We start from the raw sequence: 24,547 nt of genomic DNA on the forward strand, positions 1-24,547 counted from the left end.
TGTGCTCGATGCGTCCTCGCGGCGGACGCGCGGCGGGTGCGCGCCGCTCTGGAACTGGCCGCGCGGAGGTGCGACAGCGATGTGCTCACCGGGGGTCTGGTGCCATGACCTGGCGAGAGGCACTACAGCCGGGCGTGTCCAGTAACAGTAAACGGTGTAACTCGATCTTGAATTAGTTCCATCGGGTGGTCGCCGGTCGAGCGCGTCACGATGGGTGCGCAGCAGGTCGATCGCGCGCTTCTCGGCTTGGCCGAGCAGGCTCTCGAAGGGAATGAGATGGACGGGCCTTCGGTGGCGCGGGCGAAACCTTCTGCCCTGGTGCGGCGGAGGTGGGAATGGTCCAGTGATGGTGGTGTGGAATGGGATGACCACATCAGAGCCAACAGTGACCTGCAGGTGTTGTCGCGCCCCGAGTGGCTGGCGACTGTCTCGTTGCGAGGCCACGACTCATCGACCGGCCCACCTCGACCTCGTGCGCGCTGGAGTCGCGGCATGTGGGCGTCGCATCGTCGGGATGGGTAACGCGGTCGGCGCTGGCAGGTGGGGTGACCCGCGGGCTGGTCTGATCAAGGAGCGGCTGTGGGTCGGCTGCTGGTGGTCGGCTATGGCCTGGCGGGCGCCGTCTTGGCTTCGCGTGGCAAGGAGGTGCTTGCGACGGTGAAGCGGCTGGCTCTGCGGTGGATGCGGTGAGCGTGCGGCGGTTCGCGGTGGCGCGCCACCGGTGGGGTGCTGAGGTAGAACCAGTGCTTTCCGAGCTCGATGAGGCCCAGGTAGATGATCACCATGGTGACCAGGGTGAGAAAGAACAGACCGGGCAGGGGCTGGAAGCCGAGGGTGTTGGCGAGCGGGGTGGAGGGCAGCAGGGCGCCGACGCTGACGACGCCGAGGGCGGCCAGCAGCAGGGGGAGGCTGGGGTGGCTGCGGAAGAACGGGATGCGGCGGGTACGGATGGCGAAGATCACCAGGGTTTGGGTGGCCAGGGATTCGACGAACCAGCCGCTGCGGAACAGCGGAGGGCCGGCGTGGAAGACCTGCAGCATGATGGCGAAGGTGGCGAAGTCGAACAGGGAGCTGATCGGGCCGAAGAACAGCATGAAGCGGCGGATCAGCTGGACGTCCCAGCGGGAGGGGCGGGCCAGTTGCTCAGGGTCGGCGTTGTCGGTGGGGATGGCCAGCTGGCTGGTGTCGTACAGCAGGTTGTTGAGCAGGATCTGTGAGGGCAGCATGGGCAGGAAACCCAGCAGGAGTGAGGCGCCCGCCGCGCTGAACATGTTGCCGAAGTTGCTGGAGGTGCCCATGAGGACGTACTTCATGGTGTTGGCGAAGATCCGGCGTCCTTGCACGACGCCGTCGGCGAGGATGGCGAGGTCTTTTTCCAGCAGGAGCACGTCGGCGGCGTCTTTGGCGACGTCGGTGGCCGAGTCGACCGAGATGCCCACGTCGGCGGCGTGCAGGGCGATGGCGTCGTTGACGCCGTCGCCGAGAAAGGCCACGTCCAGGCCGCTTCGGCGCTGCAGGCGCACGATGCGGGCCTTGTGTTCCGGGCTGATCCGGGCGAAGACGGTGGTCTTGTCGATCAGCTCGGCCAGGCGGGTGTCGGCGGCGGCGTCGACGTCGGCTCCGGTGAGGACTCGTGCGGTGGGCAGGCCGAGGTCGGCGCAGACTTTCGCGGCCACGGCCGGGTTGTCGCCGGTGAGAACTTTGACGGTGATGCCGAGCTCGGCAAGGCGTCGCAGGGCATCGCCGGCGCCGGCCTTGGGCGGATCGAGGAACACCAGCAGGCCGCGGAAGGTCAGATCGCGTTCGTCGGCGGGCGTCAGCGTCGCCGCACCGGGGGCCTCTCGGGTGGCCACGGCGACCACCCGGTTGCCGGCGGCGAATTCCGCTTCCAGCGCGGCGGCCGCCTGTGCGGGGACGTCGGCGCACCGGGCCAGGACGGCTTCTGGCGCGCCCTTGCTGATGATCAGGCGGTGGCCGTCGTCACGTTCGACCAGGACCGAGACGGTCCGCCGCTCGTGGTCGAAGGGGACAACGGCCAGCCGACGGTAGCGGCGCAGCTGCTCGTGCAAGGTGGCAGCGGCGGGCGAGTTCCACAGGGCCAGATCCAGGGGGTTGCCGCCGATCACCCGTCCGCCACCGGGGTCGCCGCCGGAGTCGACGATGGCCTCGTCGCACAGCAGGCCGAACTTCAGCGGCTCCTCGCCAACGTGCCCGGCCGCGTCCAGGGCGCGCATGAAGCTGATGCGGCCCTCGGTGAGGGTGCCCGTCTTGTCGGTGAACAGCACCTCCACGTCACCCAGATCCTCGATGCACACCAGGCGCTTGACGAGTACCTTGTGTCGGGCGAGCCGTCGGCTGCCGGCGGCCAGGCTGGTGGAGACGACCGCCGGCAGCAGCTGCGGGGAGATGCCCACCGCGATCGCCAGAGAGAACAGCAGCGCGTCGACGATCGGCCGATGCAAGATCACGTTGATGATGAAGATCGTGGTGGTGAGTACGGCGGCGACCCGCACCAGCAGCATGGAGAAGCGGCGCAGCCCCTTCTGGAACTCGGTTTCGGGATGACGCTCACCAAGAGCGAGTGCGATCTTGCCGAATTCGGCGCGGCCCCCGGTTGCTACCACGAGGCCGGTGCCCGAACCCTCGCGCACAACGGTGCCCATCAGCGCGATGCAGGTCAGCTCGGCGAGGGCGGTGTTCGCGCCGGTCGGCTCCGTGGCCTTGGCCGTCGGCAGAGATTCGCCCGTCAGCGCCGACTCCTCGCATTCCAGGCCGGTCACCGAGATCAACCGCAGGTCGGCCGGTACGATCTCGCCCAGCCGTAGTTCGACGACATCGCCGGGGACCAGCTCGGTCACTGCCACCGAGCTGGGGTGGCCGTCGCGCCGGACCACGCAGCGATGCTCGACCTGGGAGTGCAGCGCTTCGGCGGCCTTTTCCGCGCGGAACTCGTTGACGAAGCCCAGCCCGACCGAGGCCGCCAGGATCGCCCCGATGATCAGCGCGTCTTTCGGCTCACCGAGGAAGAAAGAGGCGACAGCGGTCACGGCCAGCAAGATCAGCAGCGGTGAGCGCAACTGACGGGCCAGCACCGCCGGCCACCGCGCCCGGTGCGAGCGCACCGCGTTGGGCCCCAGCATTGCCAGCCGATCCAGCGCCTGTCCCGTCGTCAGCCCCGCACGCCCGCTGCCCAGCCGAGCCAGCACCTCCTCGGCCGGCAGCGCCGCCGCGTCGGCGACGTCCAGCCAGACCACGTCGCCTGGGCGGGTCGTCGCGACCATCGTCCGCCCCCTTGCTTCCCCGCGGCTGTTCTTCCCATAAATCCTGAGCGGTCACCCGCGGGTGCGTTAGGGGCCAAAGTCCCGAGCGTCGGGACTGCGACCCTGAGCCCTTGACGGCTTTCCGTGTCATCGCAAGCCCACTGCCACACGACGCACACCGATGCGGGTCTGTGGACACCTGGAAGAACCACACAGCTGAGGCGATTCCGCTGACGTGAGCCTTTAGCTCCACCGTCTACGAGCGCTCCGCCGTTCGGCTTCTTCCTGCCGGGCGGGCTTTCGGCCGGAGCGGTCACCTGGCCGGCATTGTCGCCACCCCTCCTGGGCCACCAAAGCGAGCACGACCGTACGGAGCCGATCCGCCGCAGCGAGACCCATAGCCTGCAGCCAGGTACTTCCGCCTGGTCCGGGTTCGGGTCGAATCCGGTGAGCCTAGGCAAGCCCGTCCCGACTACTCCCGGGCTCAGGCTTCCCGGTCCTCGACCAGGCCGACGGCGAAGGGAAACGACTCCAAGAACTCCCGCCTCCCCGAGTTCGGCTCTGCTTCCGCCAGGTCCGTGAGCACTTGTAGAAACCGGCCGCGCTGGTCGGCCGGCAACTGCAGCAGCACCCAGCCCACACTCTCCATCATCTTCACCGCGGAGTCGGGATCCACCTCATCGTCCCCGCAGCCCTCGAGGAACCAGACGACGTCGACGACCAGTCCGGCAAGAACAGGCACCAGCGGGTCCACGTCAGTCATCCGGGCAACCTATCCGAACCCCACGGCAGCAAGAACACCGCCTCGGCCGGCGCAGACTCCTCGCCGACCGCGACCAGGAAAGAGCACGATCTTCATGAATGACGGCCCACCGCGAAGGCCCAACGCTGGGATCCCGCCGAAATCGTGCGGGCCCTGCTGGCCGAGGAAGCCATAGGTCGGGACGCGGCCAACCGCCGCACCCGACGCGCCCGCGCGGCTTTCCCCACCGGCAAGACCTTCCACATCTGGCACGAGGAGGCCTCCTCGATCCCGGTTCCGACGCAGTCCGCCTGCGGACCCTGGAGTGAGTCGGCAGGCGCGAGAATCTCTGCGTGGTCGGCCCCTCGGGCACCGGACCGGCACCCCCACCAACCCTCCCCGCCGCTCCGGGAGCCCTGAAAGAGGCCAGGCATCCGTCCCAGACCGGTAGACCCGACAGACCAAGGTCCTGCCGATAGGGGCCATTTGGCTCTGCTCCGGCAAGATGTCGCCGGGGGACCATGGCTGAGTGAAGCAGACACTTCCGCTGGGCAGAGTGGCAGGCATCCCGCTGCGTGCGCACTGGTCGGCGCTCGGCATCGCGGCGCTCATCGTGCTGCTGCTCGGCACCACCGTGCTGCCGCAGGCTGTGCCGGGATACGGCCAGAGGCAGTACTGGCTGGTAGCCGTGGTTACGGGCATGTTGTTCATGGCTTCGCTGCTGACCCACGAGGCGGCTCACGCGCTGATCGCCCGCTGGCGAGGGCTCAGGGTTGGCTCGGTCACGCTGTGGGTCCTTGGTGGCTACACCGAGTTGGAAGAAGAGGCGAAAAGTCCACAGATCGAGTTGGCGACGGCGACGGCGGGCCCGCTGGCCAGCCTAGGCATCGCCGCTGTGACCTTCCTCGCCTACCTCTTCCTGCCCAGACCGGCTCTGGTCTCGTCCGCCGCCGCGTGGCTGTTCACCATGAACCTAATGCTCGGCCTGTTCAACCTGCTCCCTGGCGCCCCTCTGGACGGCGGGCGCGTGCTGCACGCGCTGCTGTGGCGGCGGTTCGGCGACGCCACCCGAGCGGATCGAGCGGCAGCAGGAGCAGGACAGACCCTCGGTACGACGCTTATCTCGGTCGGTCTCCTCGGTGCGTTCCTCTGGAGCTGGCTGGGCGGCCTGTGGCTCGCCTTCCTTGGCTGGTACATCGCCACAAGCGCACGCCAGGAGCTTGCCATCAAGATCGCCCGTGCGGGGTTGCGCGGCCTGCTGGTGGGTGAGGTGATGACCCCGGCGCCGGACGTGGCGCCTGCCTGGATGAACGTCGAACAACTCGTCGAGAAGGTCGTGTTGAACTCCCGCCAGACGGTCTTCCCAGTGGTGACCTTCACCGGCGCTCCAGCTGGCTTCGTCTCGCTGGACACCCTGGCGGCGGTGCCCCCGGAACACCGGAACTCCACGCGGGTGGAGACGCTCACAACCAGGCAGCCGCCGGTGCGTACCCTCGCGCCGGACGAGGAGGCCACCCTGCTACTGGAGCAGGCCGTGCAAGGGCAGCCGATCGCCGCCCTTGTCGTCGACGGCGACCGCTTGGTCGGCATGGTGACCGGCGCCGACCTGGGCCGAGCCCTGGGACAGGCGCGGCTGCGGACCAGCGCGGACGCGACCAGCTGATTCGTTCGGAGGTCGGTAGCGAGCGTTATCAGACCGGAGCTCCGCAGGGTTGCGGCAACTGGCCCCCGATGTAGAGATCCGGTCGCTGCTGGAAAGGGCCCCTCCCGCGGTGCTGGCGCAGGCCGAGGCCGAACTCGTCGTGCTCGGATCACGAGGACAGGGGCTCCGCGTGTGCGTCTACGCAAACCTGTACCGTTTGAGAACTCGCGCGAATGGGTGACAAGCCTTGATCAAATGAGGGTGAGGTCTTGTAGCCGGCGTCGGTGTCTGAGGCATTCGTCGCCGAAATCGACCTGCCGGGCGTCCAGAAGGACGACATCGATGTCGAGATGAACGACCGGGAACTGGTGGTGACCGGAGAGATCAAGGAAAGGAAACGGCTGGCCGCCAGCACCGCCGCATGCGGCGCAGCGGGCGCTTCGAGCTCCCACGTCATCACGAGCTCCTCCCACCCTCCGTCCCCTGCACCGGAGGTCTTCCTAGAGAGCTTCAAAGGTTGACGTTATGTAGTTGTATCGTCACGGCTGGGGTGACATGTGGGCGGTCGCCGTTCATACCGGAGACATGAGATATCCCGACAGTGGCGGGCTGACCGCGCAGGCGCGGGCCCGCCGGGAGCAGGTGCGGTTCGCGGCCGGGGAGATGTTCGCCGCCGGGGCGAGTGACCGGCAGGTCGCCGAACACTTCCGGGTCAGCCTGATGTCGGCCAACCGCTGGCACCGGGCCTTTGACCAAGGCGGGATGGACGCGCTGGCCTCCAAGGGGCCGGGCGGGGAGAAGTGCAAACTGACCGGCCCACAGGTGGAGGCCTTGGCGGCGGCGCTGGAACAAGGGCCTGCCGCGCACGGCTGGGCCGAGGACCAATGCTGGACCCTGGCCCGGATCGCGGATCTGATCGGTCGGCTGTTCGGGGTGTCCTACACGGTGGGCGGGGTGGACTACCTGCTGCATCGGATGGGGTGGAGTTGGCAGGCGCCCGCCCGCCGGGCCGCCGAACGCGACGAGGACGCGATCGCCGCCTGGCGGGAACATGCCTGGAGCGAGGGAAAAGGACCGCGGCACGATTGGGCGCCTGGTTATGTTTCGAGGACGAGGCTGGCCAGGGGTTGAGGCCGCCCAAGGGCCGTAGCTGGGGACCGCGCGGGACCACCCCGGTGGTGAAGGTGTCGGGCGGCGGCTCGGGCACGGTCATGATCGCTGGCCTGGTGGCCACCAAACCCGGCTGCGCCCCGCGGCTGATCTACCGGATCCGGCTACGCCGCGGACGCAAGGGCGAACGCAAGTCCTTCTCCGAACGCGACTACGCGGCCCTGCTGGACGCCGCCCACCAGCAGCTCGGCGGCCCGATCGTGGTCTGCTGGGACAACCTCAACACCCACATCAGCGTGAAGATGCGCACGCTGATCAACGCCCGCCCATGGCTGACGGTCATCCGACTGCCCACCTACGCACCCGAACTCAACCCGGTCGAGGCGGTCTGGGCCCACTTGAAGCGCTCGCTGGCCAACCTGACCAAGAAGACCCTCGACGAGCTCGCCCGACTGATCAAGACCAGGCTGAAGAAGATGCAGTACCGGCCTCAGCTGATCAGCGGCTTCATCGCCAAGACCCATCTCGACTTCAAACCGCCATAACCACAGCCTTTGAAACTCTCTAGAGATGGGATTAATACCCAAGAGAGCCCATGCTGGACATAGATGCATATATGGACATGTTGAGGCGCCCGAGCGCGCCTTACCCGACCTGTTCGACTGGCCGATGGCCCGATCCAGAGGGACCGCAGAGGACTTCGGCCTCTGGCAATGAAAGGACGTTGGCCTCTAGCCGCCAAGTCCACGCGTAGGTCAACTGGAAGAAGGGAGGTCGGTCATCACTCTGTTCGCGGCCGGGACGGCACGGGCAGGCGGCGACACCGACCAAGGTCGAAGGGGGAGAAGTCATGAAGGCAGCAGTCGGAGACCGGTTGGTGATACAGAGCGCTCACCTGGGGGAGGAGCGCCGCATCGGCGTCATCATCGCTCTGCACCACGAGGACGGCACGCCGCCGTATGACGTCCACTGGCTCGACGAGGAGCACGAAACGCTGGTCTATCCAGGGCCGGATGCTCACGTCGAGCCTCGGGAGACGCGGGCCTGAACGCTCTGGCCGCGTAACGGCACGAGACGGCCGGGGCCGTGGAGAAGAGGTTTCTGGCATGGAAACCAAGGAATGGTCTGTACGGATCGACATCACAGAAGAGGGCGACGGCACCTTTGCCCGAGCGGTCCTGTTCACTCGGGACAGGACCAGTTTGGCCGGGGTCGGGACCGCGCGCCGTAATCCGATCGACCGATCGGTGCCAGAGATAGGTGACGAGCTGGCGGCAGGTCGCGCACTGGCCGACCTGGCACACAAGTTGCTGGTCGTCACAGCCGATGACATCGCCGAACTGGCCGGGCGGCGGCCCGGTTTTGCCGGAGGTACGCCGTCGGGTCGCGCCTGAATTCCTCCGCGCCGACTGGGCCGTCGCTGACGTGGCGGTCCGTGATCGAGTATGGCGCCTTGACCTGGGGAAATACGCACACAGGGCAATCAGGAGGCTGCCTCGCAGGACGAGCCCCGCGTGTCGAGCCAGGTTTCGGCCACGTGGGCGGCAGAGCGCGGAGGCGTCATCGATGAGACCGTGGGCACAGATCAAGGAGACGCATTCCGCAGTGGTGATCCTCTTGGGGGATCAGGCCATCAAGCTGAAGAAACCGGTGAATCTCGGCTTCCTGGACTTCACCACTCGCGAAGCACGGCGAGCCGTGTGCCACGAGGAGGTGGAGCTCAACCAGCGGCTGGCACCCGATGTCTACAAGGGGGTCGCCGACGTCCTCGGCCCCGACGGGGAACTCTGCGAGCATCTCGTCATGATGCGGCGCATGCCCGAGGAGCGCCGCCTCGCCACGATGATCCGCTCCGGGAACCCGGTGGACGAGCACGTTCGCCAGGTCGCCCGAATGGTCTCGAGCATGCACGACCGTTCCCGGCACTGCCCGCAGATCGACAGGCAGGGAGAGGCACAGGCATTGCGGTGCCGCTGGACGGCAAGCTTCGAGCAGGTCCGCGCGCTGCCCGATGCGACTCTCGACCCCCAGGTGATCCAGGAGATCGAACGGCTCGCTCTGCGGTTCATCGACGGCCGTGAACGCCTGTTCTCCACCCGGGTCAGCGAAGGGCACATCGTGGACGGCCACGGCGACCTGCTCGCCGACGACATCTTCTGCCTCGACGACGGGCCACGGATCCTGGACTGCCTGGAGTTCGACGAACGGCTACGCTTTCTCGATCGCTTGGACGATGCCGCCTTCCTGGCCATGGACCTGGAACGGCTGGGCGCCCCCCGGCTGGCCGAGCTGTTCCTCCACTGGTACACCGAGTTTTCCGGTGATCTCGCATCGCCCTCGCTGTGGCATCACTACGTCGCCTACCGGGCCTTCGTCCGAGCCAAGGTCGCCGGCTTCCGATGTCAGCAGGGAGACGCCGGCGCGGCGCGAGAGGGCCGTGAGCTCGCTGAGCTGGCGCTACGCCACCTGCGGGCCGGCGCGGTGACCTTGGTCCTTGTCGGTGGGACTCCGGCCACCGGCAAGACCACCGTCGCCGCCGCCATGGCCGACCGGCTCGGCTACACGCTGCTGAACAGCGACCGCATACGCAAGGAACTCGCCGGCATCGCGCCCGAACAGCCCGCGCGGGCCCCCTTCGGTGAGGGCATCTACCGCCGGGAGTGGACCGAGCGCACGTACCAGGAGCTGCTGTCCCGGGCTGAGAAGCTGCTGCGTCACGGTGAGCCGGTCATCCTCGACGCTTCATGGAGCGATGCCGAGCAGCGGGAGGCCGCCGAGCTCCTCGCGCGGCGCACATTCAGCGAACTGGTGGCCTTGCGCTGCACCGCTCTGCCGCAGCTGATCGCGGAGCGCTTGGCCCACCGTGCGGGTGGGATGTCGGACGCGGACCAGGCGATCGCCACTGCCATGACGGCGAAGGCGGCGCCCTGGCCTGATGCCATCGAGATCGACACCAGTGTGTCCCCGGAGCAGGCGTTCGAGCGGGCTCTGGCGGCGATCCACGCCCGCTGGACGACGGTGCCCTGGCGCTTTCGGCGCCCTGAGCTGGAACCAGGCTGATCGCTTACAGGCTTGGCCAAAACGGGGGTCGGAAGCCCGAGACTTCCGAATGGCCCGTACAAACACCTTCGTCGGATGTCCGCGTACCTAGGCATCACAGACGAACGGACCTGTTCCGAACGCGACGCTCAGTTCTTCAACGGTCGCCAGATCGGAGCGGATCAACGTTTCAGGTGCTGGCCACACCGTAGGCGTGGAATTGGGCGTGCACGCGGTTGAGCAGGTCCTGATCGGGTGGTGCGACGTCGGCCAGCGGAAAGCGCAGGCCGAGCTTGCGGTACTTGGCCGCCGCCATGCGGTGGAAGGGCAGGACGTCGACGTGTTCGACGTTGCCCAGTTCCGCGATGAAGCGGGCCAGACCGTCCACGTTGTCTTCGGCGTCGGTGAGTCCGGGGACGAGAACGAACCGTATCCAGGTCGGGCGGCCGAGTGCGGCGAGCCGGCGGGCGAAGCGCAGGGTCGGCTCCAGCGGACCGCCGGTCACTCTGCGGTAGGTGGCCGGGTCGGAGGACTTGATGTCGAGCAGGATCAGATCGGTGTCGGCGAGCATGGCGTCGCCGGCACGGTCGCCGAGCAGCCCGGAGGTGTCCAGGGCGGTGTGCAGCCCGCTGTCGTGGCAGCGGTGCAGCAGTTCGGCGGTGAAGCCGGGCTGGAGCAGCGGTTCGCCGCCGCTGATCGTGACCCCGCCACCCGCTATCGAGATGAAGCGCCGGTATCTGTCGATTTCGGTCATGACTTCCCGCACCGTGACCTGGTGGCCGTCGCGCATCCGCCAGGTCTCAGGGTTCTGGCAGTACAGGCAGCGCAGCGGGCAGCCGCAGGTGAACACGACGAAGCGGGTGCCGGGGCCGTCCACGCCGATGGACAGATCCCAAGAGCTGATCACGCCGGTGCCCGGCGGGGCCGGCGGGTGACACAGCTCGGTGGCGGCCTGTTCGAGGTCGGCCTGACGGGTGTTCACAGCGATCCGTGGAAGGTGCGGTTGATGACGTCGCGTTGCTGCTCGGGGGTGAGGCGGACGAAGTTGACGGCGTAGCCCGAGACGCGGATGGTGAGTCGCGGATAGCGGTCGGGGTGCTCCATGGCGTCCAGCAGCACCGCCCGCGTCAGGACGTTGACGTTCATGTGGAACCCGGCGGCGTCGAAGTAGCCGTCCAGCACCCCGACCAAGTTGTCCACGCGCTCGGCCGGCGTCCGGCCGAGCCCTTCAGGGGTGGCGGTGTTGGTCAGGGAGATGCCGTCGAGCGCTTGGTCATAGGGGAGTTTGGCCACCGACAGCGCGGAGGCGACCAGGCCGTGGCGGTCGCGGCCGTTGCTCGGGTTGGCGCCGGGAGCGAACGGCTCTCCGGCACGCCGGCCGTCGGGGGTATTGCCGGTGTGCTTGCCGTACACGACGTTGGAGGTGATGGTGAGCACGGACTGGGTGTGTTCGGCTTCGCGGTAGGCGGGGTGGCGGCGGACCTTGGCCATGAATGAGCGGACCAGGTCGACGGCGATGGAGTCGGCGCGGTCGTCGTTGTTGCCGTAGGCGGGGTAGTCGCCGTCGACGGTGTAGTCGATGGCCAGGCCGCTCTCGTCGCGGATCACGTTGACGTGGGCGTGCTTGATGGCCGACAGGCTGTCGGCGGTGACGGACAGTCCGGCGATGCCGCAGGCCAGGGTGCGTTTGACGGGGTAGTCGTGCAGGGCCATCTCGATGCGCTCGTAGGCGTATTTGTCGTGCATGTAGTGGATGATGTTCAGCGCGTTGACGTAGGTGGCGGCCAGCCAGTCCATCATCCGGTCGAACGCCGCGGTGACCTGCTCGTAGTCGAGGTGGTCGCCGGTCAGCGCCGGGTACGCGGGGGCGACCTGTTCGCCGGTGACCTCGTCACGGCCGCCGTTGATCGCGTACAGGAGCGTCTTGGCGAGGTTGACCCGGGCACCGAAGAACTGCATCTGCTTGCCCACCGGTGCGGCCGAGACGCAGCAGGCGATGGCGGTGTCGTCGCCGAAGCGCGGCCGCATCAGGTCGTCGCTCTCGTACTGGATCGAGCTGGTCTCGATGGACAGTGCGGCGCAGAACCGCTTGAACGGCTGCGGAAGGCGCGGTGACCAGAAGACGGTGAGGTTCGGCTCGGGGGCGGGGCCGAGGTTGCGCAGTGTCTGCAGGTAGCGGTAGCTGGTGCGGGTCACCAGCGTGCGGCCGTCGGAGCCCATGCCGCCGATGGACTCGGTGACCCAGGTGGGGTCGCCGGAGAAGAGCTGGTCGTATTCCGGGGTGCGCAGGAAGCGGACGATGCGCAGCTTGATGACGAAGTCGTCGATGAGCTCCTGCGCGCGTTCTTCGGTGATCAGCCCTTCGGCGAGGTCACGCTGGAGGTAGATGTCGACGAAGGTGGAGGTGCGGCCGAGCGACATGGCGGCGCCGTTCTGTTCCTTGATCGCGGCCAGGTAGGCGAAGTACAGCCACTGGATGGCCTCGCGTGCGGTGCGGGCGGGACAGGAGAGGTCGTGGCCGTAGGAGGCGGCCATCTGCTTCAGCTCCTCCAGGGCGCGCCGCTGCTCGGCCAGTTCCTCGCGGTCCCGGATCACCGCGTCGGTGGCGAAGGCGCCCTCCAGCGAGCGCAGCTCGGCCTGCTTGGCCTCGATCAGCCGGTCCACGCCGTACAGCGCGACTCGGCGATAGTCGCCGATGATCCGGCCGCGGCCGTAGGAGTCGGGCAGGCCCGTGATCACGCCCGCCCGGCGGGCGCGCCGGATCTCGGGGGTGTAGGCGTCGAACACGCCGTCGTTGTGCGTCTTGCGGTGCTTGGTGAAGATCTTCCGTACCAGGGGATCGAGGGTGTGGCCGTAGGCGGCGAGGCCGGCTTCCACCATGCGCAGTCCGCCCGCGGGCATGATGGCGCGTTTCAGTGGTGCGTCGGTCTGCAGACCGACGATCAGCTCGCGGCCGGCGTCGATGTAGCCGGGGCGGTGGGAGGTGATGGACGACGGCGTGGTGGTGTCCACGTCATAGATCCCGCGCCGCCGCTCCTCGGGGAACATCGCCGAGACCTTCGCCCACAAGGCCGCGGTGCGGTCCGTCGGGCCCGCGAGGAACTCCTCGCCGCCTTCGTAGGGCCGGTAGTTGGCTTGGATGAAGGCGCGCACGTTCACGGCCGCCCGCCACGCCGTGCCGTTGAAACCGCGCCATGCCGCGAGTTCGGTGGAGCGGTCCGTTGTGGCCGTCATCGGTTCCCCCTCATGTCGAATGCCTGCTTTTCTCTCGTAGCGCGGCTGGACCGGTGTCAACCGCGGGACAGGACGACCTTGAGAGCTCCGGTCGCCACCGGATCGGCGAACGTCTCGTAGGCGGCGTCCATGTCCCGCAGGGCGAAGCGGTGGGTGATGAACCTGGAGGGGTCCAGCCGTCCGGCGGCGATCATGTCCAGGAGGGTCGGCGTGGAGTAGGTGTCGACCAGTCCGGTGGTGATGGTGAGGTTGCGGATCCACAGGTCTTCGAGGTGCAGGGTGGCGGGTGTGCCATGGACGCCGACGTTGGCGACGTGGCCGCCGGGGCGTACCAGGCGGGTGCACAGTTCGAAGGTTTCCGGGAGGCCGACGGCTTCGATGGCGACGTCGGCGCCCAGCCCGCGGGTCAGCTCGGCGATCGCGCCGGCCGGATCGTCGCCCGCGCCTACGATCAGGTCCGCGCCCAGCTGCTTGGCGGCCTCCAGCCGTGAGGGGGCGGGGTCGACGGCGACGATGTGGCTGGGCGTGAACAGCTGTGCGGTGGTGATCGCGGCCAGGCCGATCGGCCCGGCTCCGACGATCACGACCGTGTCGCCTGGCCGTACGTGGCCGTTCAGCACGCCGACCTCGTAGGCCGTGGGCAGGATGTCGGCGAGCATGAGCGCGGCCTCGTCGGTGACGCCGTCGGGCAGCAGGTGGGTGGAGGTGTCGGCGAACGGCACGCGGACGTGTTCGGCTTGGGTGCCGTTGACGCGGTGGCCGAGGATCCAGCCGCCGCCGCCCAGGCATTGGCCGAACATGCCGATGCGGCAGTAGCGGCAGCGCCCGCACGCCGAGATGCACGACACCAGCACCCGGTCTCCCGGCTTGGCGGTGCCGACCGAGTTTCCGGTCGCCATGACGGTGCCGACCGCTTCGTGGCCGAGGATCGTGCCCGGCTCGACAGTGGGCACGTCGCCCTTGAGGATGTGCAGGTCGGTGCCGCAGATGGTGACCGCGTTCACGCGGACGATGGCGTCGGTGGGCTCGATCAGCTGCGGATCGGGAGTCTCCTCCCAGGACCGCCGGCCGGGACCGTGGTAGATGAGCGCCTTCATCATGCCTCCTGGTTGTCTTCACCTTTCACGTTGGCCGGGACAGGTCAGCCTGAATAGGGACGAAGGTCCCGTTCCATCGCTGCCTTTCGGCCGCGCCTGCAGCCCGATCAAGGTCCTGCGTGCTGGCTCGCTCCGGGACCAATGGCGCGCGGATTCGGGACTTCGTCCTCCGGCGGCCAGCCGCCTGTTTCGCGAGGCTGGAGTGGTTCGAGCTCTGGAAAGAGATGCGTGGCGGCGTTCGCCTCGGTGGCACTCGGGTCGGTCGGTCACGGTGTCCTGCACTGGGCCTGCTGCCCGGTGGCCGCGGTACAGACTCCTTGGAGGCAGTCATGAGCGTCATCGTCGCCCCGCCGTACATGACCGAGACCGCCTGCCACGACTGGGACCTCCTTCAGGCGCAGACCAAGGGCGCCCAGGAGTTCGACCCCGCACAAGCCGGCCACCTGCCCGAACCGGCGCGCCGCTGGGTGCTGCACGCCATCGCTGCGGGGACCCCCCTGCTGCGTGCGGTGGTGCTGGACATGCGCGGCTCCATCCGGCTCAACACCTGGCGCGACTTCCGCGCCCAGCAGGTACTCCTGCCGATGGAGGGCTTCGTCTGGTCGGCCACCGCCTACCTGGGGCTGCTACCCGTGCACGGGTTCGATCGGTATCGCGCCGGTCAGGGGGAGATGCGCTGGCGGCTGCTGGACCTCATCCCTGTGATGTCGGGTGCCGGTCCGGACATCACCAGAAGCGCCGCTGGACGGCTGGCGTGTGAGTTCGTCATGGCGCCCGCCGCCGCACTCGACCCGAGGGTACGGTGGAAGTCGATCGACGACCGCCAAGCGATCGCCAGCCTTCCGGTGGGGTCCGAGGACCACGACGTGACCCTGACCGTCGCGCCCAGCGGCGCACTGGAGCGCGTCACGATGTCCCGCTGGGGTGATCCCGGGGAGGGTCGCTACCGCGAGCACGTGTTCGGGGTGGAGTGCGGGCGCGAGATCGAATTCGACGGGTTCACCGTTCCGGCCTACCTGGCGGGCGGCTGGTGGCCCGGAACCGATCGGTGGGCCGAGGGCGAGTTCATCCGCTTCACCATCGACGACGCCCTGTTCCGGTAGCGCTGAAAGTCTTGCTGCCGACTGGCTCGTCCGGGGTGGTTCGATCAGAACGGGAGGGGTCGCCCGGACGGAGTGCGGCGGTCGATCTCCGGCCGAGGCCGTGCCGGCTTCGGGCGCATGGTGATCTGGGTGGTCCGCATCTCAGTCAGCTCCTCTGACACGTCGTTGGTGTGATGCCAACTCTGCCGCGCTGCCCGGCGCCCGAGCAGATGCGCAGGTCCTTTCCGCAGGGGACTGGAGGACCCTTGAAGACAGGTTGTTCTACACCTCTGGGAAGGGACGTTCGCCCCTGGAGCATGGCTGTCAGAGGTGGTGGATGCGGCAGCCCGGTCCGCCGCCCACTGTCCGACGCGCTGAAGTGAGAGCCGAGCGCTCATCGACTCGCGGGAGATGGTCATGGGCGCGTCGCGGTGTAAAACTGATCTCTATGACGGAAGGCGAGCGTCGCCCGTTGATGCCGAACATGCGGCTGGATGAGTTGCTGGCCGAGCTGCAGGTGCGGCTGAATGCCGTGCTGGCCACCCGTGACCGGGTGCACGCGCTGCTGGAAGCCGTCGTGTCGGTGGGCAGCGACCTGGATCTGGAGACGGTGCTGCGCCGGATCGTGGAGACCGCCACCCAGTTGGTGGACGCCAGTTACGGTGCGCTGGGCGTGGTCGGGCAGGAGAACACGCTCCTGCAGTTCATCCCGGTCGGGTTGAGCGAGGAGGAGATCGCCCGCATCGAGCACTGGCCGCACGGGCTCGGCCTGCTCGGGCTGCTGATCAAGGATGCCCGGCCGTTGCGCCTCGGCCGTATCTCCGATCATTCCGAGTCCCACGGCTTCCCTCCCGGGCACCCGCCGATGGGCACCTTTCTCGGCGTGCCCGTACGGGTGCGCGATGAGGTGTTCGGCAACCTGTATCTGACCGAGAAGCGCGGCGGCGGCGAGTTCGATGAGGAGGATGAGGCGATCGTCATCGCGCTGGCCACCGCCGCCGGTGTCGCGGTGGAGAACGCCCGGCTGTTTGAGGAGACCCGGCGGCGCGAGACCTGGCTGCAGGCATCCTCCGAGGTCACCACCAGCCTGCTGTCCGGGGCTGACCCGCGCGAGGTGCTCACGATACTGGCGACCCGCGCCCGCCAGATGAGCGACGCCGACCTGGTGAAGATCCTGATACCGGGAAAGAGCGGACGGTCGCTGGTGGTGGAGTACGTCGATGGCGAGCACACCGAGCAGGTGGCGGGCCTGACCTTCGATCTGACGGCCACCGCGGCGGGCCAGGTCTACACCCATGGCGAGGCCGTCTCAGTGCAGGACCTGCACAAGACGAACTCGCCATTGCGTCATCTGGGCTTCGGCCCCGAACTGCTGACGCCTCTGGGCATGGGGGAGAAGGTACGCGGCGTGGTCGCAGTGGCGAAACGGTCGGGCCGGCTGCCGTTCAGCGCCGCGGACCTACGCATGCTGGGGGCGTTCGCCGGGCAGGCCGCCATCGCGCTCGAACTGGCCGAAGCCCGCCGGGACGCCGAACGTCTCGGCATGCTCGAAGATCGCGACCGTATCGCCAAGGATCTGCACGATGTGGTCATCCAGCGGCTGTTCGCGATCGCGATGACACTGATGAGCACCGTCCGGCTGGTGGACAAACCTGAGGCGTCGAGCCGGATGCGGCATGCGATCGACGAACTGGACGAGACCATCCGGCAGATCCGTTCGACCATCTTCGCCCTGCAGGGGGCGCGCGAGACGGCCGGGCCGAGCCTGCGCGCGCAGATCGTGGAGTTGGTGGAATCCGCTCGTGGCCATCTCGGCTTCATGCCGGGCCTGCTGATGGAGGGCCGCCTCGACAACCGCGTGCCCGAACCCGTAGCCGAGCACCTGCTGGCCGTCCTGCGCGAAGCGCTGTCCAACGTGGTCCGCCACGCCAAGGCCTCCAAAGCTGATATTTCCGTCGAAGCGGCAGATGACGTTCTCACACTGGCCGTTCAGGACAACGGCGTCGGACTGCCCGCCGACGGCAGGCGAAGCGGCCTGCGCAACCTTCAGGAGCGTGCCACCACGCTCGGCGGCTCCTTCGACGTCGCCTCTCCGGAAGCAGGGGGGACCGCTCTTCGCTGGAGCGTCCCTCTCTGACGCGCTCAGGTTCGCCGTCGCACTCAGGACGAGGACCGGTCATCCCCACGGCGGCCCGTTCCAAGCCGGCCGCCGCTATCGGTCGGCCCCCGGCAGGGGCGGCCTGACGCGCGTCGCCTGGCGTGAGGCCACCGAGATCATCGCCGCGTCGCTCCCTGGTGGTTCGGGCGGAAGGGCCGAAGGCCCTCGTTCATCGCTTTGGAGCATCAGGGCGGGACGCGGCGCCTACGGGATCGGGACAGGCTGGAGGGATCAGGACGAGCTGGAGAAAGAGTCGACGGCACGTTTGGAGTCGTCGTACCTCCAGATCAGCTTGTCGATGATGTCGACGACGCCGCTGACGCGGTGGGCCATGCGTGTGGCGAGCATGGTTTCGCTGCGTCGGTCCATCCAGCCGTTCAGTGTCACCACACCCCGGTCGACGTGTACGGCGATGCCTGAGCTCTCCATGCGCAGCGAGCCCTCCAGAACCTCCTCGCGGATCTCGCGGGCGATGTCGGAGTCGGCTCGTACGAACGTCTTGAGCAGATCGCCTCTGCTGACGATTCCTTCGAGGTAGCCATCTTCGGCGACGATCAGGCGCTTGACGCCGTGCTTGTTCATGAGACGGGCGGCCGTGACGGTCGAGGAGCGGGGCGAGACCGTGATCGCGGGCGATGTCATGAGCTCGGCGGCCGTGTCACCCACCGCCTTCCGCCGGAGGCCGCCTCCTTCCTGCGCCATCAGGTGGCGTAGCCGTGCGCGCAGCGGCGGTTGGTAGGCGTCGCCGTAATACTGTTCGCGGAACTCCTCCTTGCACAGCAGGTCCGCCTCGGACACGACGCCGAGGACGTAGTTGCTCTCGTGAACCACCGGCACGGCGCTGACGCCGTGCGTTATGAGCGCCTCAGCGATGTCCTTGAACGGCGTTCTGCTGTTGACCGAGACGACCTGCGCGGTCATGACGTCTTGCACCGTGGTCCGCATGGTGGACCCTCCTTCGAATGTCGCCTTGATCCCACCGCCCTGCGCTCCGGACCGATAGGGGCGGAAGTCCTGGGGCGCCCCGTCCTTGGTCCACATGGGCGATGCGGTGACGGTGCGGAGCCCCGAGACCGGCGTCGCCGTGCGAAGTGCCGAAGGTCCCACCATGGCGGGCCGTACGGCACTGCCCGCCGGTCACTGGAGACGGTGTGATCGAGGCGTGAGAAGAGCAGCCATTCCGTACTGAAAGGGGGCCGTCATGGCCACCACACGTTCAACCCCCATGAACGTCGAGCCAAGGGACAGCGCCACTCGCCCGGTCGATTATGGCTGGGCGATCGCCCGGATCTCGATCGGCTGGATCTTCCTGTGGGCGTTTCTGGACAAGACCTTCGGCTGGGGCTTCGCCACCCCGGCCAACCGCGCCTGGACCTCCGGCGGCAGCCCCACCACCGGCTTCCTCAAGGGCACCGGCGAGAACGCGCTTGGCGGCTTCTTCAGCTCCCTGGCCGGACAGCCGTGGGTGGACTGGCTGTTCATGCTCGGCCTGCTCGGCATCGGCGCCGCACTCATCCTCGGCGTCGGCCTGCGGATCGCCGCCATCACCGGCAGCCTCATGCTGGTCCTCATGTGGGCCGCCGAACTACCCCTGGCCAACAATCCCTTCATGGACGAACACCTCATCTACGCCATCGTCCTGGTCGGCCTCGCCCTGGCAGGCGCCGGCACCACGCTCGGCCTCGGCAAGCTACCCATCGTCCAGCACAACCCCTACCTCAAGTAGCGGATGCGTCGATGCCCACCCTTCAGCCCGAGGGCGGGCATCGCACTGTGCCGGCACATACCCGCTCACGGATCGGGCACAACGGCGGGCTGCCCGGGGACCTTGTGCCCTGGCCGCCGCCCCGGCACGGGATGACGCTGGGGCACATCGACACGTACAGAGGTGGAGACGGTCATGGCCGATCACATGAGCCCGCTGGACGCGGCATTCCTGGATCTCGAAGACGAGGAACCCGAGGTGTCCATGGCGACCGCATCGATTGCCGTCTTCGAAGGACCCGCGCCCGCCACGGAGGAGTTCCTCACGGCCATGGGAGCCAGGCTTCGGCTGATGCCGCGCTATCGGCAGAAGGCCCGCCAGGTGCCGTTCGACCTCGGCTCGCCGGTCTGGGTGGACGACCCCGCTTTCGATCTGACCTATCACGTCCGGCGCGTGGCTCTCGCCCCACCGGGCGACGACCCGGTGCTCCACGAGCGGATCGGCGACATCATGTCCCAGCGACTCGATCGCGCCCGGCCCCTGTGGGAGTACTGGGTGATCGAAGGCTTGTCCCGCGGTCGGTGGGCGCTGTTGTCGAAGCTGCACCCTTGCATGGTCGGCGGGTTGTCTGGCACGCGCCTCAACCGGGCGACCTTCGACGAGTCGCCCGCAGGCCGGGCGGAGCCGCCGGAGGAGGTGTGGACTCCGGCTCCCGAGCCGTCCACTCTGAGCCTGGCCGCGGGCGCGCTGCGCGACCTGCTCCTCAATCCGGTCGAACAGGCGCACATGATCGGCAGGGCGCTGGCCGCGCCGCGTGCCACCATCCGGTGCGTCGCGGACACCGTGCGTGGTCTGATCGCTCTGACCGGCACGCTGCGGCCCGCGAGCGTCTCCACCCTGACCGGCCCGCTCGGTGGATACCGGCGATACGCCGTGGCCCGCGGGTCGCTGACCGACGTCGAGGAGATCGCTCACCGGGCGGACGTCACCCTCAACGACGTGGTGCTGTCCGCGATCAGCGGTGGTTTCCGCCACCTGCTGCTCCAGCGCGGTGAGGAGCCGCACCCGCGCGCGGTGCGCTCGCTGGTCCCGGTATCGGTGCGTGCCCGCGGTGAGGGGGGCGGGCGCGAGAACCGGGTGTCGCTGATGCCGGCGTTCCTGCCGGTGCACGTAGTCGATCCGGTCGAGCGGTTGCGCGTTGTGCACGAGCACCTCGCCGAGTTGGAGGCGAGCGGGGAGGCGCAGGCGGGGGAGGCGATGACCGCGCTGGCCGGCCACGAGCCGTTCCTGCCGATCTCCTGGGGGTTGCGGCTGGCCGCGCACCTGCCGCAGCGCCACCTCGTCACGGTCACCACCAACGTGCCCTGGCCGCGCGAGCCGCTGGATCTGCTCGGCCGGCGGCTGCTGGAGATCCTCCCGTACGTTCCGATCGCCTTGCGGTTGCGTACCGGCGTGTCGATCTGCACGTACGGTGACCAGGTCACTATCGGCGTCACCGGCGACTACGACAGTGCGCCCGAGGTCGGGCCGCTCGCCCGCACCATCGAGAACGAACTTCAAGCGCTGAGCCTCGCCTACCGCCCAACCCCCGCCCTTTCGGTGGTGACGCCGCTGCGTCCCAAGAGTGCCCGGCCACGAAGGGTGGCCAAGCGTCCATCGACCGGCACGAAGGCGAAGGCGGCGGACGGGCGGCCGAGGTAGCGAGTGGGGACCACGGTTCCCCGCCCTACCTGGTCCGCCGGCTGGACCAGGGCGAGCGCGGCGGCAGTCTGTTCCTGGCGGCCTTCTCCGCAGGGATCACGGTGGCCACCCTTGGCGCGCGCCGGCGCGCGCCGTTCGAGCACTTCGGGGAGATGCTCGCGGAGCTGTTCAAGCTGGCCGCGCCACCCACCAGGCGATGCCCGATCATGCCGCGCACCTGCGTGCGGAGCTCGATGCGCTCACGGCTCCAGCGACTGCGGGATGGAGTCCGACGGCCCAGCCGGGTGCTCGGTCTGCCCCGCCGAGTCGTAGATCTTGACCCACTTGATCATCGGGAACTGCTTGAGCGTCGGCCTGATCTGGTCGGCGATGGTGAAGGTGGATCCTCCGCTGGTGACGCGGCCGGTCAGGTACACCCGGGCGACACCGTTCTTGACGGTCAGCTTGCTGAAGCCGGTGGCCTTGGAGCTGACGAGGCGCAACCCCTGCGCGCGCTCGGCCTGGGTGGGGCCGGCGAACAGCCGCTGCAGCGCGCCAAAGGCCGCCGCCGGAGGGATCACCGGACGCTGCACGGCCGTCGTGTGCGGCCTGCGGCCGGTGTTGAGGAAGTAAGCGCGGATGGGCACGGTCCGGTACGGCGTGGCGATGTCCACGACGACGCGGCTCGGCGCGGTGAGTGTGTAGACCCGGTACGGCGAGTGCCTGGCCAGCCCTGCCCCGAAGGTGAGCGTGCCCTCGAAGTCACCGGCGTTGACGACTTGGATGACACCGGGCAACGCGTATGTCCTACGGACTGGCCCGTAGGTGGCCTTGCCGTGGCGGTCGTGGCCGTCGGCCTGGTCGAAGCGGACCTGCAGCAGCGCGCCGCCGACCGCGTTGACCGTCTCCCCGGAGCCGTCGGCGATCAGCTTGGACACGTAGCGGACGTCACGCTGAGCCGGTAAGCGGCCGCGGAATTCGAAGACGAGCCGGTCCAGGCCGACCTGGTGCGCGGCCCGGATGGCTACCAGCATGGGTGGGACGGCCTGCTGAGTGGCCTGCGCCGGTACGGCCGGCAGCCCAGTGGCACTGACCACCATCGCGGTGGCGATGAGAGGGCGGATCGGGAGCATGACCATCATCTCTTTCCCCGTGAACGCTTCGGATCTCAGCTTGATGCCTGCCGTCGCCGGACACCACCGGCGAACGTCCCCAACCCTGCGGCCTTCGGTCATATTGGGGACAACGAGGTAATCCGCACCCTTCCAGAGATCATCACCGGCTTCGAGCCGGCCCCGGCCGCTGCCTCGGACGAGATGTTCACACGCGATCCCAGGTGACAGGCAGTCCCAGGATGTCGTCCTCCTGCCAGGTGAGGGCTCTCCGCACATCGACGATCCCGTCCAGTCCTTCGGCCGTGCGGACGGCGGCGGCCGCCTCGCTGCGCTTGCCCGTATGGCCGGACAGCGTGACGATGCCGTTGTGGACCTCCACGATGATCCCGTCGCGGTCGTTCCACCGGGCATGCGAGGGGATGCCCTCGACGACGCGCCGCCTGATCTCGTCATCGTCGCGCAGGTACATCCTGAGCAGATCCCGTCTGCTGACGATGCCTTGCAGCCTGCCCTCGGCATCGACCACGATCAGCCGCTTGACGCCGCACTCGTCCATGATGCGTGCGGCCTTTGCGGTGGAGGCGGATGGGGCGACGGTCACCGCGGGGGTGGTCATCAGGTCGGCTGCGGTATCCCCGGCAGCCTTCCTTCTCCCGCTCTCGGCCTGGCCGGTCATCTGTCGGCGCAACCGGGCGCGCAGCGGCGGTCGGTAGCTTTCGCCGCAGTACTGCTCCCGGAACTCCTCCTTGCGCATCAGGTCTCCCTCGGACACCACGCCAAGGACGTGCTCATCGCCGTCCACCACGGGCACGGCGCTGATGCCGTTCGCCACCAAGATCTCGGCGACGTCCTTGAACAAGGTGTCCGCCATGACCGAGGTGACCTGGGCGGTCATGACATCCCTCACTGTGGTCCGCATCGTGGACCCTCCCTCCGATTCTCCCTTCCATGAGATCGCCATCCGAGGGCGCCATCGTAGGGGCGAAAGGCCTCGGCCCTTTCTCCGTTGGAAACGCCGAAAGTCCCAAGTCGGCGCACGGCCGGTGCCTCTGCTGCCGGTCGACCCACGAGGCCGGGGGAGGACGCGGCCGCGCCGGCGAATCCCTCTGTGAGGTTGGACCCATCAGACCATGACCAAGGTCCCTAGGCCGCGGACGCGGCTCCGGAAACCATCGGAGAGGAGGGTCGCCCGGCTCTTGCGACCCGCGGGCGATGCCACCGCCACCGGCCGCTTCACAGGAGGGTTCGATGAGGGAGACGAGACTCCGGGACGTGATGCCGGCCCAAGCCGATGTGGACCGCGCCGGCGCCGGCGACCTGTTCAACCTCGCGGTCGACATCGGTCCCGTTCCTATGCAGGTCGGCGCGTGCCTGGTCCTCGATACCGGACCCCGCTTCGACCTGAAGCGGGCGCGGCGGCTCATCGCCGAGCGCGTCGGCGCGGTGCCTCGGCTGCGGCAACGGCTGGTGCCGGCCCCGCCAGGGTGTGGCCGGCCGCTTTGGATCGACGATCCGGCTTTCGACATCGACCACCACCTCCACGTCGTGGCATGCCCGCCGCCCGGCGACGATGACGCTCTGCTCGACCTCGCTGCCGCGGTGATCGGCCTGCCGCTCGCGCCGGCCAAGTCCTTGTGGTCGGTGACTCTGGTGACCGGACTGGCCGGCCATCGGCTCGGTATGATCGCCTGCTTCCACCATGTGCTCGCCGACGGCCTCGGTGGTCTGGCCGTGCTCGGCTGTCTCATGGACGGGGCCCCCACGGCGGTATCGCGGGCGTTCCCCCTCCCAGCACCGTCACTTCGCCGGATCGCCGCCGACGCGTGGACCGCCCGGTTACGCGCGCTCGCCCGTCTGCCTCACGCCGGACGCGCCATCAGGCGCGCCGCCGCCGAGTTCGGAGCTCCGCGGCGGGTGGCGCGTTCCTCGCTGAACGAGCCCGTCGGTGCGGAACAGCGCATCGCGACGGTCACCGCGCGACTCGACGACGTCCGCCGGTTCGCACACGCCCACGGCGGCACCGTCAACGACGCCATGCTGTCCGTGATCACCGGCGCCGTGCGTACGCTGCTGGACGGCCGCGGTGAGAGCATCCCCGACCTGGTGGTCTCCGTGCCGGTGTCGGCACGGGGAACCGCCACGACCGCCCGGCTCGGCAACCAGATCGGGGTCATGCCCGTCCGCCTGCCCACCGAGGGCGACCTCGGACAACGGCTCGAACGGATCGCGACGATCACCCGGGCCAGAAAGTCGACAGCCCCGGGAGCCTCGGCCGAACCGCTCGCCAACGCGGGCCGTCTGCTCGCCCGCCTGCACCTGGTGGGCCGGCTGTTCGAGCATCAGCGCCTCATTCACACCGCGGTGACGAACCTGCGGGGGCCACAGGAGCCGCTGTCCTTCGGTGGCGCGGACGTTCTCACGATCATCCCGATCTCCCTCGCCCGGGGAAACGTGACCGTGGCCTTCAGCGTGCTCTCCTACGTGGGCACGCTGGTCATCACGATTGTGGCCGACGCCGCCCGGACACCTGACCTGCCCGTCCTCACCGGCGCGCTGCATGAGGAACTGACGGCGATGAGTCGCACCGGTCCCGGAGCGGATAGGGACCAAGGTCCTGGCTCATCAGTGGCTTAAGCCTCGGTACCTGAACCGCTGGTGCTGGTGTGCTGATGGTGATCGTATG

Annotated in this window: 20 protein-coding genes; 12 read left to right on the forward strand and 8 right to left on the reverse strand. The window is 68.4% G+C overall.

The genetic code is table 11. The features are described 5' to 3' along the window. Positions 1-602: 602 nt before the first annotated feature. Both mgtA and ACQP2T_RS26555 read right to left on the reverse strand, forming a co-directional pair. Positions 603-3,281, reverse strand: a complete 2,679-nt coding sequence (gene mgtA / locus ACQP2T_RS26550; protein WP_433518747.1) for a magnesium-translocating P-type ATPase — start codon at positions 3,279-3,281, stop codon at positions 603-605. A 463-nt stretch (positions 3,282-3,744) separates the two neighbouring features. After that, positions 3,745-4,023: a hypothetical protein gene (locus ACQP2T_RS26555; protein WP_433518748.1), complete on the reverse strand. Its 279-nt coding sequence runs from the start codon at positions 4,021-4,023 to the stop codon at positions 3,745-3,747. A gap of 508 nt (positions 4,024-4,531) precedes the next feature. On the opposite strand from ACQP2T_RS26555, the gene ACQP2T_RS26560 reads away from it, so the two are divergent. The 7 genes from ACQP2T_RS26560 (at position 4,532) to ACQP2T_RS26590 (ending at position 9,814) form a co-directional block, all read left to right on the forward strand. After that, positions 4,532-5,665: a site-2 protease family protein gene (locus ACQP2T_RS26560; protein ID WP_433518749.1), complete on the forward strand. Its 1,134-nt coding sequence runs from the start codon at positions 4,532-4,534 to the stop codon at positions 5,663-5,665. A 263-nt stretch (positions 5,666-5,928) separates the two neighbouring features. Continuing rightward, positions 5,929-6,165 carry an Hsp20/alpha crystallin family protein gene (locus ACQP2T_RS26565; protein WP_433518750.1) on the forward strand — a complete coding sequence of 79 codons (237 nt, stop codon included), beginning with the start codon at positions 5,929-5,931 and terminating at the stop codon, positions 6,163-6,165. A 64-nt stretch (positions 6,166-6,229) separates the two neighbouring features. Then, a complete protein-coding gene (locus tag ACQP2T_RS26570; protein WP_433509576.1) occupies positions 6,230-6,775 on the forward strand; it encodes a winged helix-turn-helix domain-containing protein in 546 nt (181 codons plus the stop codon). Beyond that, complete coding sequence (locus tag ACQP2T_RS26575) at positions 6,772-7,299, forward strand: transposase (protein WP_433518751.1); 528 nt, start codon at positions 6,772-6,774, stop codon at positions 7,297-7,299. Before ACQP2T_RS26570 ends, ACQP2T_RS26575 begins: the two co-directional genes overlap by 4 nt. A 305-nt stretch (positions 7,300-7,604) precedes the next feature. Continuing rightward, positions 7,605-7,802 (forward strand): DUF1918 domain-containing protein, encoded by a 198-nt coding sequence (locus ACQP2T_RS26580; protein WP_433518752.1) that lies wholly within the window; start codon positions 7,605-7,607, stop codon positions 7,800-7,802. A gap of 58 nt (positions 7,803-7,860) precedes the next feature. After that, a complete protein-coding gene (locus ACQP2T_RS26585) occupies positions 7,861-8,148 on the forward strand; it encodes a DUF1876 domain-containing protein (protein ID WP_433518753.1) in 288 nt (95 codons plus the stop codon). A gap of 172 nt (positions 8,149-8,320) precedes the next feature. Further along, complete coding sequence (locus tag ACQP2T_RS26590; protein WP_433518754.1) at positions 8,321-9,814, forward strand: AAA family ATPase; 1,494 nt, start codon at positions 8,321-8,323, stop codon at positions 9,812-9,814. Positions 9,815-9,983: 169 nt separating this feature from the next. On the opposite strand, the gene pflA is transcribed toward ACQP2T_RS26590, so the two are convergent. The 3 genes from pflA to ACQP2T_RS26605 are packed head-to-tail and all read right to left on the reverse strand — an operon-like array spanning position 9,984 to position 14,127. After that, positions 9,984-10,775, reverse strand: a complete 792-nt coding sequence (gene pflA, locus ACQP2T_RS26595) for a pyruvate formate-lyase-activating protein (RefSeq protein WP_433518755.1) — start codon at positions 10,773-10,775, stop codon at positions 9,984-9,986. Further along, positions 10,772-13,027, reverse strand: coding sequence for a formate C-acetyltransferase (gene pflB, locus ACQP2T_RS26600; RefSeq protein WP_433518756.1), 2,256 nt, complete (start codon positions 13,025-13,027; stop codon positions 10,772-10,774). The genes pflA and pflB overlap by 4 nt, the downstream gene beginning before the upstream one ends. A 56-nt stretch (positions 13,028-13,083) precedes the next feature. Continuing rightward, positions 13,084-14,127, reverse strand: coding sequence for a zinc-dependent alcohol dehydrogenase family protein (locus tag ACQP2T_RS26605; RefSeq protein ID WP_433518757.1), 1,044 nt, complete (start codon positions 14,125-14,127; stop codon positions 13,084-13,086). A gap of 326 nt (positions 14,128-14,453) precedes the next feature. Between ACQP2T_RS26605 and ACQP2T_RS26610 the strand changes: the two genes are divergently transcribed. Next, entirely contained in the window at positions 14,454-15,227 is a 774-nt protein-coding gene (locus tag ACQP2T_RS26610) for a DUF6544 family protein (protein ID WP_433518758.1), read from the forward strand. A gap of 427 nt (positions 15,228-15,654) precedes the next feature. Continuing rightward, the gene (locus ACQP2T_RS26615) at positions 15,655-17,343 is read left to right on the forward strand and encodes a sensor histidine kinase (RefSeq protein ID WP_433518759.1); all 1,689 of its coding nucleotides are present in this window, start codon (positions 15,655-15,657) and stop codon (positions 17,341-17,343) included. Between the two features lie 252 nt (positions 17,344-17,595). Here the strand turns inward: ACQP2T_RS26615 and ACQP2T_RS26620 are convergent, their stop codons facing one another. Next, positions 17,596-18,309 (reverse strand): CBS domain-containing protein, encoded by a 714-nt coding sequence (locus ACQP2T_RS26620; RefSeq protein ID WP_433518760.1) that lies wholly within the window; start codon positions 18,307-18,309, stop codon positions 17,596-17,598. A 256-nt stretch (positions 18,310-18,565) separates the two neighbouring features. On the opposite strand from ACQP2T_RS26620, the gene ACQP2T_RS26625 reads away from it, so the two are divergent. Beyond that, a complete protein-coding gene (locus tag ACQP2T_RS26625; protein WP_433518761.1) occupies positions 18,566-19,090 on the forward strand; it encodes a hypothetical protein in 525 nt (174 codons plus the stop codon). Between the two features lie 174 nt (positions 19,091-19,264). Further along, a complete protein-coding gene (locus ACQP2T_RS26630; protein WP_433518762.1) occupies positions 19,265-20,770 on the forward strand; it encodes a wax ester/triacylglycerol synthase family O-acyltransferase in 1,506 nt (501 codons plus the stop codon). A gap of 239 nt (positions 20,771-21,009) precedes the next feature. Here the strand turns inward: ACQP2T_RS26630 and ACQP2T_RS26635 are convergent, their stop codons facing one another. Then, positions 21,010-21,882, reverse strand: a complete 873-nt coding sequence (locus ACQP2T_RS26635) for a GerMN domain-containing protein (protein ID WP_433518763.1) — start codon at positions 21,880-21,882, stop codon at positions 21,010-21,012. Positions 21,883-22,069: 187 nt separating this feature from the next. Beyond that, a complete protein-coding gene (locus tag ACQP2T_RS26640) occupies positions 22,070-22,783 on the reverse strand; it encodes a CBS domain-containing protein (protein WP_433518764.1) in 714 nt (237 codons plus the stop codon). Between the two features lie 329 nt (positions 22,784-23,112). On the opposite strand from ACQP2T_RS26640, the gene ACQP2T_RS26645 reads away from it, so the two are divergent. Beyond that, positions 23,113-24,498, forward strand: coding sequence for a wax ester/triacylglycerol synthase domain-containing protein (locus ACQP2T_RS26645; protein ID WP_433518765.1), 1,386 nt, complete (start codon positions 23,113-23,115; stop codon positions 24,496-24,498). Positions 24,499-24,547 lie beyond the last annotated feature (49 nt).

It is taken from the genome of Nonomuraea sp. CA-143628, from assembly GCF_050942315.1.
Taxonomy (GTDB): domain Bacteria; phylum Actinomycetota; class Actinomycetes; order Streptosporangiales; family Streptosporangiaceae; genus Nonomuraea.

Bases quoted from the DNA above. Each gene is read 5' to 3' on its own strand.
- ACQP2T_RS26570 (WP_433509576.1), top strand. From the start codon at position 6,230: ATGAGATATCCCGACAGTGGCGGGCTGACCGCGCAGGCGCGGGCCCGC.
- ACQP2T_RS26615 (WP_433518759.1), top strand. From the start codon at position 15,655: ATGACGGAAGGCGAGCGTCGCCCGTTGATGCCGAACATGCGGCTGGAT.
- ACQP2T_RS26555 (WP_433518748.1), bottom strand. From the start codon at position 4,023: ATGACTGACGTGGACCCGCTGGTGCCTGTTCTTGCCGGACTGGTCGTC.
- ACQP2T_RS26590 (WP_433518754.1), top strand. From the start codon at position 8,321: ATGAGACCGTGGGCACAGATCAAGGAGACGCATTCCGCAGTGGTGATC.
- mgtA (WP_433518747.1), bottom strand. From the start codon at position 3,281: ATGGTCGCGACGACCCGCCCAGGCGACGTGGTCTGGCTGGACGTCGCC.
- ACQP2T_RS26635 (WP_433518763.1), bottom strand. From the start codon at position 21,882: ATGCTCCCGATCCGCCCTCTCATCGCCACCGCGATGGTGGTCAGTGCC.
- ACQP2T_RS26585 (WP_433518753.1), top strand. From the start codon at position 7,861: ATGGAAACCAAGGAATGGTCTGTACGGATCGACATCACAGAAGAGGGC.
- pflB (WP_433518756.1), bottom strand. From the start codon at position 13,027: ATGACGGCCACAACGGACCGCTCCACCGAACTCGCGGCATGGCGCGGT.
- ACQP2T_RS26630 (WP_433518762.1), top strand. From the start codon at position 19,265: ATGGCCGATCACATGAGCCCGCTGGACGCGGCATTCCTGGATCTCGAA.
- ACQP2T_RS26625 (WP_433518761.1), top strand. From the start codon at position 18,566: ATGGCCACCACACGTTCAACCCCCATGAACGTCGAGCCAAGGGACAGC.
- ACQP2T_RS26605 (WP_433518757.1), bottom strand. From the start codon at position 14,127: ATGATGAAGGCGCTCATCTACCACGGTCCCGGCCGGCGGTCCTGGGAG.
- ACQP2T_RS26645 (WP_433518765.1), top strand. From the start codon at position 23,113: ATGAGGGAGACGAGACTCCGGGACGTGATGCCGGCCCAAGCCGATGTG.
- ACQP2T_RS26610 (WP_433518758.1), top strand. From the start codon at position 14,454: ATGAGCGTCATCGTCGCCCCGCCGTACATGACCGAGACCGCCTGCCAC.
- ACQP2T_RS26620 (WP_433518760.1), bottom strand. From the start codon at position 18,309: ATGCGGACCACGGTGCAAGACGTCATGACCGCGCAGGTCGTCTCGGTC.
- ACQP2T_RS26640 (WP_433518764.1), bottom strand. From the start codon at position 22,783: ATGCGGACCACAGTGAGGGATGTCATGACCGCCCAGGTCACCTCGGTC.
- ACQP2T_RS26580 (WP_433518752.1), top strand. From the start codon at position 7,605: ATGAAGGCAGCAGTCGGAGACCGGTTGGTGATACAGAGCGCTCACCTG.